General features: G+C 61.6%; 9 protein-coding genes. 8 read left to right on the forward strand and 1 reads right to left on the reverse strand.

Features of this window, described 5'->3' with window-relative positions:
• Positions 1–449: 449 nt before the first annotated feature.
• Entirely contained in the window at positions 450–1,634 is a 1,185-nt protein-coding gene (locus tag HNH97_RS16985; RefSeq protein WP_171791668.1) for a low temperature requirement protein A, read from the forward strand.
• A gap of 84 nt (positions 1,635–1,718) precedes the next feature.
• On the opposite strand, the gene HNH97_RS16990 is transcribed toward HNH97_RS16985, so the two are convergent.
• Positions 1,719–2,135, reverse strand: coding sequence for an Lrp/AsnC family transcriptional regulator (locus HNH97_RS16990; protein ID WP_408870072.1), 417 nt, complete (start codon positions 2,133–2,135; stop codon positions 1,719–1,721).
• A gap of 762 nt (positions 2,136–2,897) precedes the next feature.
• Between HNH97_RS16990 and HNH97_RS16995 the strand changes: the two genes are divergently transcribed.
• The 7 genes from HNH97_RS16995 to HNH97_RS17025 all read left to right on the forward strand — a co-directional run.
• The gene (locus HNH97_RS16995) at positions 2,898–4,421 is read left to right on the forward strand and encodes a carbohydrate porin (RefSeq protein WP_244949518.1); all 1,524 of its coding nucleotides are present in this window, start codon (positions 2,898–2,900) and stop codon (positions 4,419–4,421) included.
• A gap of 370 nt (positions 4,422–4,791) precedes the next feature.
• Positions 4,792–6,051 carry an MFS transporter gene (locus HNH97_RS17000; protein WP_171791675.1) on the forward strand — a complete coding sequence of 420 codons (1,260 nt, stop codon included), beginning with the start codon at positions 4,792–4,794 and terminating at the stop codon, positions 6,049–6,051.
• A 34-nt stretch (positions 6,052–6,085) separates the two neighbouring features.
• Complete coding sequence (locus HNH97_RS17005; protein WP_171791671.1) at positions 6,086–7,036, forward strand: LysR family transcriptional regulator; 951 nt, start codon at positions 6,086–6,088, stop codon at positions 7,034–7,036.
• A 66-nt stretch (positions 7,037–7,102) separates the two neighbouring features.
• Positions 7,103–8,755 carry an MFS transporter gene (locus tag HNH97_RS17010; RefSeq protein ID WP_171791672.1) on the forward strand — a complete coding sequence of 551 codons (1,653 nt, stop codon included), beginning with the start codon at positions 7,103–7,105 and terminating at the stop codon, positions 8,753–8,755.
• An 18-nt stretch (positions 8,756–8,773) separates the two neighbouring features.
• Complete coding sequence (locus tag HNH97_RS17015) at positions 8,774–9,850, forward strand: HlyD family secretion protein (protein ID WP_171791673.1); 1,077 nt, start codon at positions 8,774–8,776, stop codon at positions 9,848–9,850.
• A 5-nt stretch (positions 9,851–9,855) separates the two neighbouring features.
• The gene (locus HNH97_RS17020; RefSeq protein WP_407716820.1) at positions 9,856–11,427 is read left to right on the forward strand and encodes an efflux transporter outer membrane subunit; all 1,572 of its coding nucleotides are present in this window, start codon (positions 9,856–9,858) and stop codon (positions 11,425–11,427) included.
• On the forward strand, positions 11,424–12,003 hold a 580-nt coding region (locus HNH97_RS17025; RefSeq protein WP_171791674.1), incomplete at its 3' end, for a cupin domain-containing protein. The genes HNH97_RS17020 and HNH97_RS17025, both read left to right, overlap by 4 nt.

Consider the following 12,003-nt stretch of genomic DNA (forward strand, 5'->3'; position numbering starts at 1 on the left):
ATATCTAACAAAAAATGCCGCCCTCTGAGGCGGGTTTTTTGCGTTCCGGGAATGGGCGCAGGATGCACATAGGAAACAGACGAAAAGGTACCGGGGCAAGTTTAGACAGTATCTGCTCGTTATGGATTGCTCCCAGTGACTGAACTCGAATATCGTTTATCTATGTTCTGCGGTTTTATTGGTTTTTGTCGACTGGTGTATCGGTTCGTGTTGCATTGCCTCGTCCTTTAGAAGGATGATTAAGGCAGGAAAAGTAGAAAGATCCGCTGAAGATCAATACCGGATATGGCATGGATTTACATGCATATTTAACCATACAGTCCGGACAGAATGAATTATGGTGCGTAACTAAAGCCTCTTGGAATATCTATAGAGGAAGTCCAATGGCTGCCTGAAAAGCGATCCCCTGCTTCCACTTTACACTAGACGTTTTTTCAACGGAGCTTCTCATGACTGAGCAGGACGCCCCTTCTCATCCCCTCATGCGTCAGCCGGGCAAGGACAATGCCCGTGTCATGAACGAGGAGCTGTTTTTTGATCTGGTCTATGTGTTTCTTGTCACCCAGATCAGCCATGGCCTGTTGCATCATCTGACACCGATCGGTGGGATGCAGACCCTCATACTGTGGTTCGCGGCCTGGCTGGGATGGCAATATACGGGGTGGGTCACAAACTGGTTTGATCCGCGCGTGCCGAGCCTGCGGGGAGTGCTGTTTCTTACCATGGCGCTGGCGCTTGTATGCGGGGCAGCAGCACCGGAAGCTTTTGGTGCGCGCGGACTGGCTTTCGCGCTGTGCTATGCCGGCATGCAGGTCGGACGTTCCGCGTTTATTGTGTTCAGCCTGCCGGCGTCCCACCCTCTTTCCCCAAATTACCGCCGTATTCTGGGCTGGGGTATTCTGGCTGCCTGCTTCTGGATTGCTGGTGGCCTGGCGTCACCGGAAGCCCGCGTTCCTCTATGGGCCATCGGGGTGGCATGTGAATATATTTCGCCCATGTTCGGCTTCTGGCTGCCGGGACTGGGACGCTCACACACATCGGACTGGACCATTTCAGGGAGCCATATTGTCGAACGCTGCCAGCTTTTTGTAATTGTGGCGTTGGGGGAAACGGTCATGGCTGCCGGTCTTTCCCTTGCGGAAAGCGAGCACTGGTCCTGGATCGAACTGAGCGGTTTTGCAGCCAGTTTTCTGTGCACCATTGCCATGTGGTGGCTGTATTTTCAAACCTCCAGCGAGGAAGCCGAGCATGCCATAAGCCATTCCTCCGACCCGGGGCGAATGGGTGCGTATTTCCATTATCTGCATGTCATCCTGATCGGGGGGATTATCGTCACCGCCGTAGCCATGGACCTGCTGCTGGAAAACCCGCTGGAGGACGCCAAAGGTGCGCCCGCCCTGGTCATGACGCTTGGGCCGGTGCTCTATCTTCTGGCCAGTATCGCCTATCGATGGGTTGCCACGCGTCGTATGATGTCCAGCCAGATGGTTGGCGTTGGTCTGCTGCTGCTGACGGGATTCGCTGGACAGGCGCTTCCCATGTGGATTCTGGCATTCTGCGAAACGACGGTCTTTCTGATTATCAGTATCTTCTGCGCCGGAAAAGACAGGTCGCGGTCGGCACGGGTGCCGTAAACTGCGGCTTTATCCCCTGGTTAGTAAGTGGAGCGATGCCTGCCTGCCGGGTCTCGTTTTGTGTCGTGCCCATATACATTCATTCTAACGGTTGAGGCGTGTGGAAAGAAACAGGGAAGACAGGGTGCGTTCCACACCATCAAGTGCCCCGACTTCATCAATGACGGCATCAAGCCGTTTGATGGAACAGGCTTCGACCATGACGATCATGTCGAAATTTCCACTGACGGAATAGATGGTGCGTACTTCGGGAATGCGACGAAGAAGGCTCTGTACTGATGCGGTATATTTGGGGCCGAGGGTTACCAGCAGGTGCGCCTGTACCTGATTTTCGGAATAGGACGGTGTCAGGCGCAGGGAATAGCCCTCGATAATGCCTTGCCGTTCCAGCTTTTCCAGCCTGCTTTGTGCGGTAATGCCCAATCGCCGTGCAAGGAATGCGACCGGCATGCGTGCATTTTCGCGCAGGAGATTGATTAGCTGTTCCTCGGCCTGGAGTATTCATCATTCCGCCTAATATAAATGTGGTTATGGCGGATTTTATGATACGTTTTGGCAACGATGCGTGTCACTCTTTTTTCCTGCCTGGTGATGGATAGGAGATGCACATGACAGGACAGATCTTCGTTACGAGGATTCAAATGATCGGAAGTGTCATGTCATCTTTGTGCATCCTCAGACAGAAAGGCAAAAATTCCTTGTTATTATAAGCGAGATCATGACTGTCCAAGTTTTGATGATCTGATCCAGAGGGGGGATTTCTGGTTCGGGAGTGCTTGCCACATGTTTTCTGTTGCATGGGTTTGAGTAAATGCAGGGAGCGATGATGGAGAACTCACCCAAGGAACCATATTGTCTTTTATCAACGGATGACCGTCCCCATCCCGCCGACGCCTGCTCCTGACGCATACCAGAAGGTGCAATGCCTGCCTCCTACGCATACGTTGTTGTGAAAAACAGGGAGTTGAAAAGGGCGGCCATATTTCATACGGTAGGCTGATCAAGACATAATAATAAAAAGAAAACGTCGAAAATGAAATTTATATCATAATCTTACGTCTGTTCCGTTCCTTATCGGAAAGGATATGACGGGCGTCGGGCGGGCCGCCCTTTCGGTCCGTGTGGCCGGGTTTCCCTGATGTGTCAGGGGTAAAGCGCCTCATCCACCGCGATGGGTGGGGTTCCTTGTGTTGCGTGCGAATCACCATGCATATGTTGCGTGTTTACTTCCGTGGAAACGGGTGGCGGGGATCCTGCCTGCGTATGATGGCGGTGATGCTGGCCTGTTGTGGCTGGACCGCCGCCAGTCGTGCGGCGGATCCTGTGCACGGGGCCGTATCTTCCGCCCCCCGGCTTACTCCCGTGACGACGCCCGGGGCTGTTGACGTGGCAACGCCCGCATCCGCGCCTGCCGCGCCTGTGAAGAAAGCCAAGCGACCCATTGCCGAGGAACGGCTTGAGGCGCTGTTTGACACCGAAAGCATTTCGGCGCTGCTGAGCCATAATGACGACGCCCTGCGCAAAAGCGACCTCAGCGCCGGGTATTTCGTCGCGGAACAGTCCTTTGGCAACCTCGTGCCGCAGATCAGGCCATGGCGGGAGTGGCTGAGCAATCGCGGCTTCACGTTCGAACTGACCTACAAGGGCGAGAGCATGGCCAATGTGGGCGGTGGCCTGTCAAAGGGCATCGACTATGTGCATGACCTGCGTGTCAGCATGCTGTTCGACCTTGGGAAACTGGTGGGGCTGAACGGCTGGTTCCTGCACGGCATCGTCATGAACCGCGAGGGACGGCAGGTGGGGTGGGACCATGTGGGCGAACGCAATGTCCTGCTGACGGAGGTGTGGAGCATCCATGGACCGGCGGCGGCGCGCCTTGCGGACCTGTATGTGGAAAAATCGTTCCTGCATCACCGCATCAACATCAATGTCGGCCGCATCGCGCTGACCCATACCTATGGCACGTCGGTGCTGCTGTGTACCTTCATGATGCAGTGCTCTGCCCCCATGGCCATCCGCGAGCCACCGGGATGGAGTGTCTATCCCAAGACGTCATGGGGCGGGACCGTGCGGTTCCGTCCGACGCGCGACCTGACGCTGCGGACCGGGATCTACAAGATCGGGCCGAAGGCACAGGACAATACCGGATGGGCCTGGGGGAGCGAGACCACGACCGGCATCCAGACCCCGGTCGAACTGACGTGGGAGCCGTTTTTTGGCGCGCGCAACCTGCCCGGCCATTACAAATTAGGCTTCGGCCACGACACGTCCCCCTATCCCGACCTGATCGGGACCATCCCGGCCGCCTATCAGGCCTATATCCATGCGCACAAGGAAAAGCCGCGCGATACGTTCTATATCGAGGCGGACCAGATGGTGTACCGCAAGCATGGCGAACACCAGATGGCTGGTGGCTACCTGCTGGCGGGATATATCCACAATACGCCCAGTATCTCGACCTTTTCGGACGAGTTCTATTTCGGCGCGTCCCTGCTGGGACTGATCCCGCACCGGCCCTATGACCGTTTCGGGGTGATGTATTCCTATTACCAGATGAGTCCACGCCTGACCTATGGCCAGAGCCTGCGGCAGGCGGCGGGCATGTCGATGGGGGCGTATGTCAACGGCCCGCAGACCCATTCCGCCGTGCTGGAGGCGTATTACGGCATTCCCGTCACACCCGGACTGGTGGTGACGCCGGAGTTCGAATACATGATGCGCCCCGGCGAGACCTCGGTCATTCCCAACGCCATGCTGGTCGGCCTGAAGGTCATTGCCAATCTTTAGAGACTGTTTGAAAACAATCCGTTGAAAAAATAGGGAAAAGTTTTTGGGTGTCGCCTTTTTTAAAAAGGCGAAGTCTTTCGAAGCTTTTTGAAAAAAGCTTCACCAAAAACTTTTATTATTTTCAGACAATCCCTTGGAACCTTCTGGTGAGGGTTTTTGAAAAATCGTTCAAGGGACGATGCATTTTGAAAAAATTTGGTGCCGGGAAACCTCCGGCTTTCATCAGGTGGCCTTCCTGCCGACAGGTCACGTAATCGTTCCGGCGGTCGCCCCTTCGTGAAGTCCCCGGCGCATGGTTGCGATCCCCCCGGCATGCCACAGTCCGGGACAGGAAATACGGATGGTACAGGGTATGGACACGAACAATAATATGGATGACCCGGCCATGCCGGCGGGCCTGCGTGATGGGGATATCGCCACGGCCCGTCATGTGGTTGCCGCCTCCCTCCTGGCATGGATGCTTGATGCGTGTGATTTCTTCATTGTCCTGTTCACGCTTGACGATGTCGCGCGCAGCTTTCACGTCTCGCTCGAAAGCGTACTGCTCGCGCCCACGCTGACGCTGCTGACACGTCCCGTCGGGGCGTTCGTGTGCGGGCGCGCGGCCGACCGGTACGGGCGCAAGCCGGTGATGATCACCACGATCATGGTCTATTCCCTGATCGAGGTCCTGTCGGCCTTTGCCCCCACGCTTGCAACCTTCCTGTGCCTGCGAGCACTTTTCGGGATCGCGCTGGGCGGGGAATGGGGGGTTGGTACCTCGCTCATCATGGAAAGCGTCCCGGCCTCGTGGCGGGGGATGGCGTCGGGCATCCTGCAGGCCGGGTATCCGGCGGGATACCTGCTGGCGTCGCTGGCGTTCCTCCTGCTGCCGGTCATGGGGTGGCGGGGGCTGTTCGTGCTGGGCGGCGGTGCGCTGTTCTCCGCGCTGTATATCTGGGCCCGCGTGCCCGAAAGCCCGCAATGGCTGGCGCGCCAGCGTTCGGGCGCGACCAATACCGCAGCACAGGCGGGCCTGTGGCCTTTCATCCGGGGCAATTTCGCGCTGTGCGTGTTCGCCGTGACGCTGATGGCGGCGTTCAATTTCATGAGCCACGGGTCACAGGACCTGTATCCCAAGGTCTTCCTCGGGCTTGAACGCAGACTGCCCCATCCCACCATCACGCTGATTGTCGTGCTGTACAATATCGCCGCCATCATTGGCGGGATGGCCTTTGGCATCCTGTCGCAACGGATCGGGCGGCAGTACAGCATCGCACTCGCCGCCGTGCTGACGCTGCCGCTGCTGGCGCTGTGGACGCTGCCGCACTCGGCGGTGTGGCTGACGGTGGGGGCGGTGTGCATCCAGTTCTGCATCCAGGGGGCGTGGGGCGTGGTGCCCGCCTATCTCAGCGAGCTTTCGCCCCCTTCGGTACGCGCGACCTTTCCCGGCCTTGCCTATCAGTGCGGAAACCTGATCGCGGCGAGCAACGCGCTTTTGCAGACGGGCATTGCCTCCTTCCTTGGCACGGGGCTTGCGCCCGCGCTGATGTTCACGGTGGGCGGGGGCGCGCTTGTGGTGCTGGTCTTGACCCTGCTCAACGCGCGGCGGCATCGTGCGGCCATGCAGGGGACGTCATGCCCGTCATGATGCGGGTGGCCTGCGGTTTTGCGGAAGGGATTGCATGCACCATCGTGACCTGAACCTGCTCGTGGCACTTGACGTCCTGCTTGAGGAAGGCAGCGTGGCCGCCGCCGCGCGCCGCATGAACCTCAGCCCCCCCGCCATGAGCCGTACCCTGTCACGTATCCGCGTGGCGTTTGACGACCCGATCTTCGTGCAGGCCGGGCGGCGCATGACACCGACGCCACGCGCGCTGGAACTGCAGCAGCAGGTGCATGCCGTCGTGGCGCAGGCGACGGGCCTGTTCCGCAATGACGCGCACCTCGACCTGTCGCGCATCCGCCCGGTCTTTACCATACAGGCCGATGACCTGTTCCTTGGCACGCTGGGGGCGGCCCTGCTGGAACGGCTGCGTGCCGAATGTCCCGGCGTCACCCTGCGCTTCATTTCCCATGACCGCCATGATGATGTCAGCCTCAGCCTGCGTGAACGCCATGCCGACCTGTTCATCGGCGCGCCTTTGCCGTTCAAGCCCGAAATCCGCACGCAGAGCCTGTTTACCACCGGCTTTCGCGGTTTCGCGCGCAAGGCCCATCCCATCTTCCGCCAGCCCTTGACGCTGGAGCGGTTCGTGCAGTTCGACCAGATCAGCATCTCGCGCCAGGACCGCTACAGCGGGGCGATTGACGAAATGCTGGCGGCGCGGGGGCTGACGCGCCGGATTGTCCTGATCGTGCCGACATTTTTCACGATGATCGAGACGTTGCGCAGCTATGACCTGATCATGCTGATGCCCGATATCGTGATCGAGACCCTGCCCCATCGCGAAATCGGCCTGCGTGCGTTCGAACTGCCGTTTCCCAGCGCCCCGCTGACGGGACTTCAGGCGTGGCATCCGCGCAATGACAAGGACGCGCTGCATCGCTGGCTGCGCCGGACGGTGCGTGAACTCTGCCTGCAGATGAAAAACAAGCACCCCGCGTTGAGTGCGCCAGACGCACTCAACGAGTGAGGCAATTGCAATTTATTTATCCAAACGACACCCATAGATTGACCCCGCGATCAATGCGAGGTCTTCATGTCATCCACCATAGCCGCGGGATCGCCCGGGGAACTGCCGGGTGGCGCGCCGGTCGTGCATGCGCCGCCGCCCCTGCCGTCCTATATCCCGCCCTTTGGCCTGCGCACGGTCATTGGCTGCCTTGGCATGCTGCTTGCGGTGCATGTCGCGGGCTTCAATGAACATGTAACCGAAATCGGCCTGTCGGACATCCGGGGCGCGATGCATATCGGCCACGATGAAGGCACGTGGGTGATCTCCATCTACGAGGCATTCAATATTGCGGCCATGGCGTTCACGCCGTGGTTCTACATGTCGTTTTCCATCTACCGTTTTTCCATCTTCATGACCGCGACGATGGCGCTTTTGTCCATTCCCGCGCCGTTCATGCCCGATGTGACGTCGCTGTGCATCCTGCGCGCGGCGCAGGGCCTGACGGGCGGGTGCCTGCCGCCGGTGCTGATGACGGTCATGCTGAAATACCTGCCGCCACAGATCCGGGTGTTCGGCATCGCCGGATACGCCATGAGTGCGACCTTCGGCCCCAACCTTGGCGTCCCGCTGGAGGCCTTCTGGTTCGAGGATGTGGGCTGGCGGTGGCTGTACTGGGAAATCGTGCCCATGGCGGCGGTGGCGGTCGCGATGATGGCCTATGGCCTGCCGCGCGATCCGATGCATCTGGAACGGTTCGAGAAGTTCAACTGGTTCGGCCTGCTGGTGGGCCTGCCCGCGATCTGCGCGCTGGTGACCGTGTTGTACCAGGGCGACCGGCTGGACTGGTTCCGCTCCCCGGTGATTACGAACCTGACCTTCTGGGGTGGTGCGGCCTTTGTCGTCTTTGTGGTGAACGAGGCGTTTCACCCCAGCCCCTATTTCAAGATCCAGTACTGGAAAAGCCGCAATATCCAGGCGTCCCTGCTGTCGCTGATCGGGATCCTTGCGATCTGCGCGCTGATGACGGATGTGCCGGTCACCTATCTGGAGGCGGTGCGTGGCTATCGCCCGGTGCAGGCTGCGCCGATCTCGCTGGTGGTGGCCCTGCCGCAACTGCTGATGCTGCCGCTGATCGCCGCGATCTGCAACAACCGCAAGGTGGACTGCCGCTATATCCTCTCGGCGGGGATGCTGTGCCTTGCACTGGCAAGCTGGCTGGGCACGTGGCTGACGGTGGACTGGGTGCGCGACAATTTCTATCCCATCCAGATCCTTCAGGTCTTTGGGCAGCCAATGACCGTCATTCCCACGCTGATGCTCGCGACGATGGCGCTGGGACCTGCGGACGGTCCATTCATTTCCGGCATGGTCAACATGCTCAAGGGACTGGCGAATGCGGTGGCCTTCGCCCTGTTCTCCGCCCTGTCGCGGCGGCGCGAACAGTACCACTCCACCATGCTGCTCGACCATCACGGCACCCATGCCACCGCGCTGGCGGGGCAGGGGAACGCGATTTCGGGGCAGCTTTCGGCCACGTCGCCCGATGCCGGGCATGTCGCGGCCAACACGCTGCAGGTCTTCCACACCTATGTGCATGAACAGGCGCTCGTGCTGGCGCTGGTGGACATCTATTTCCTGCTGGTCTGGGCGTGCCTTGGCTATGCGGTGATGAACCTGCTCCTGCCGCATCGCGTCTATCCCCCCCGTGCCCCATCCCCTTCTCAGCGTGCTGGCTAGGCACGACAGGAACAGGTCATGATCTACAGGAAACCCCTCCTTATTTCCGGTGCGACGGCCATTGTGCTGGCGTGTGGCGCGTATGTGGGCGCGCGCCTTGTCAACGGCAACGGCGTTGATGAATACACCAACGATGCCTATGTCACCGCCGATTTCACGACGGTCGCGCCCAAGGTGTCGGGCCGTATCGACCGCGTGGTGGCGCAGGACAACGAACATGTCCGCCCCGGCGAGGAACTGGCCCATATCGAGGATGACGATTACCGCGCGGCGCTGGAGGTCGCGCGGGGCAATGTCGCGGCGTCGGAGGGGGAGGTCGCGAACCTGACCGCCGAACTCGCACGCCAGCAGGCGGTCATCGCGGGCGCGCGCGCCGCAGTACAGGCGGACCAGGCGGCGCTGGTGTTCGCGCGGCAGAACGCGGCGCGGTACCGCAACCTGTCGGTGGGGGGCGCCGGCACGGTGGAGCAGCGCCAGTCCTCCGACGCGCGGCTTAGCGAGGCGGAGGCCACGGTCGCGCGCGACCAGGCGGCCGTGGACGCGGCGGTGGGGCAGGTGTCCGTCCTGCAGGCGCAGTTGCAGCGCGCACAGGGCAACCTGCTGCGTGCAAGGGGCGAGGAGCATCAGGCCACACTGAACCTGTCGTACTGCACCATCCCCGCCCCGGTGGAGGGCGTGGTGGGCGAACGTGGCGTGCGCGTGGGGGCGTATGTCCATCCGGGCACGGGCCTTCTGGCGGTGGTGCCGACGCAGGCGACCTATGTGCTGGCGAATTTTCAGGAAACGCAGTTGACGCATGTGCAGACCGGGCAGGCGGCGGTCATCTGGGTCGATACCTTCCCCGGGCATCCGCTGAAGGCGCATGTTGACAGCCTTGCCCCCGCCACCGGCGTCGCCTTCGCCCCGATCCAGCCCGATAACGCCACCGGCAACTTTACCAAGGTGGTGCAGCGTATTCCCGTGAAACTGGTCTTTGACCCCGGGCAGCCACTCGCGGCGAAGGTGCGTGTCGGCATGTCGGTGGAGGCACGGATCAATACCGCCTCCACCCCCGACGGGGCCCATGCGCATGACGAGCGGTACATATGGCAGTGAACCCCATGACCCCCTTTCGCACGATGTGCGCGCGCCTGTCGGGCGGTGTGGTCCTGCTGGCGCTGGCGGGATGCGCGGTCGGGCCGAATTACCACAAATCGCGCAACACCGCCCCGCATGACTGGCACCAGAGCATGGCGCCCGCGGACAGCACGGTGGTACAGACCGGCATGGATGCGCAGTGGTGGTCGATCTTCCACGATCCCACCCTGAGCGCGCTGGAGGCGGAGGTCGTGCGCGCCAACCTTGACCTGCGCGCCGCTGCCTACCGCTTTGCGCAGAGCATGGCCGAACGCCGCATCGCCAGTGCTGCGCAGTTCCCCCATGCGGAGGCCAATGCGTCCTATGCCCGCGAACGCGCCAGCACGAACGGCGTGCTCGGCCTGCTGGGCACGATGGAACAGCAGAACGCAGGCAGTGTCGCCAGCGGGGCGCAGGGGTTCGGCCCCACCGCCTTTCCCGGCAGCGTGGGCAACCCGTCATTCAACCTGCCGCAATATGGCATGAATGCCTCGTGGGAGGTGGATTTCTGGGGGCATGTCCGCCGGCAGGTGGAGGCCGCGACCGCCGCCATGCACGCGACCGAGGACATGCGCCGCGACGTCCTGGTATCGCTGATGGCGGAAACGGCGCAGGATTACATCGACCTGCGCGGGGTGCAGGCGCAGATCGCGATTGTCGAACATAATATCGACATCGCGAAACACAGCGTGGACCTGACGACCCAGCGGTACACCCAGGGGGCGGCGACGCGCCTGGACGTGGCGGATTCCACCGGGCAACTGCACACGTTCGAATCGCGCCTGCCAGTGTTGAAAAGTCAGGAAGTCTATCTGGTGAACGCGCTCAGCTTCCTTGTCGCGCGCGAACCCGGCGCGCTGACGGCGATGCTGGGCAAGCCGGGCGCCATCCCGCCGGTGCCCGATTCGGTGCCCGTGGGCCTGCCGTCGCAGCTTGCCGATCGCAGGCCCGACATCCGCATGGCCGAAGAACGCCTGCATGCCGCCACCGCCAATATCGGCGTCGCGATTGCGGATTTCTTCCCCCGCGTCACCCTGTCGGGCAGCCTCGACGTGCAGGCGTTGCAGTTCAGCGGACTGGGATCGTGGGCGTCGCGGCAGTATGGATTCGGCCCGACGGCGACCTTCCCGATTTTCGAGGGTGGGCGCCTGACCGGGCAGTTGCGCCTGCGCAAGGCGCAGCAGAAGGAAGCCGCCGTCATGCTGCAGCGGACCATCCTGAAGGCGTGGCAGGAAATCGACGACGCGATGGCCGATTTTGCCGCGGCACAGGGGCAGCGTGACCGCCTGGCCGAAGCGGTGGCGGAAAACCAGATCGCGGTCGATACGGCGCAGGCGCAGTATGTGCAGGGGGCTTCGGACTTCCTCAACGTGCTGACGATGCAAAACGCCCTGCTGGCGACGCAGAGCGAACTGGTGCAGGCGACGACGCGTGTCTCCACCTCGGTCGCGCGGCTCTATCGCGCGCTGGGCGGCGGGTGGGAGACGACCTATCCCCTGCCGCCCGCAAAGCACGCGCATGTGTCACAGGCCGCCAGTGGAGGGAAGGCACGATGATCGAGATCCGCAGGGCCGCAACATTCGGGTGCCTTACTGACGCCGGGGTGACGCTGCGCTGTCACTTTGCATTCCGCACCTGCGCGGATGCGGGGCGGGTGCATTGGGGACGGCTGCGTGTCGTCAATGTCGCCACCATGGAGGCCGGTGCGACCTTTGCGCTGGGGGCGGAGGAAAATACCGAAATCCTGACATGGACGGGTGCCCGGGTGCTGCATTTCACCGGCCCGGGCTTTGCGCCCGCCACCCTGCCGCCCGGCAGCGTGCAGGCGCTCGGCACCGGGGACGGGGTCAACGGTCTGGCGTGGCGCGCGGGTGCGCAGGGGGGCGGCTTCGTGCAGTTCTGGTTCCTGCCCGATGACGAAGGCGGCAACCCGGAGGCGGAAGTGCGCGAGGCCTGTCCCGCGCAGGAAGATGGCGGGTTTCGCATCCTTGCCTCCGGCTTTCCTGAGGACGACCCGGAGGAGGAGGCCGACATTACCGATGGCGCGCCGCTGACCATCCGGGCGAGTTCACGGCTGCTCGACGCCACGTTGCGGGCGGGGGAGGGGGCGGCCTATGCCACCGTGCCGGGGC

It is taken from the genome of Gluconacetobacter entanii (assembly GCF_013155425.1).
GTDB classification, from domain to species: Bacteria; Pseudomonadota; Alphaproteobacteria; order Acetobacterales; family Acetobacteraceae; genus Novacetimonas; species Novacetimonas entanii.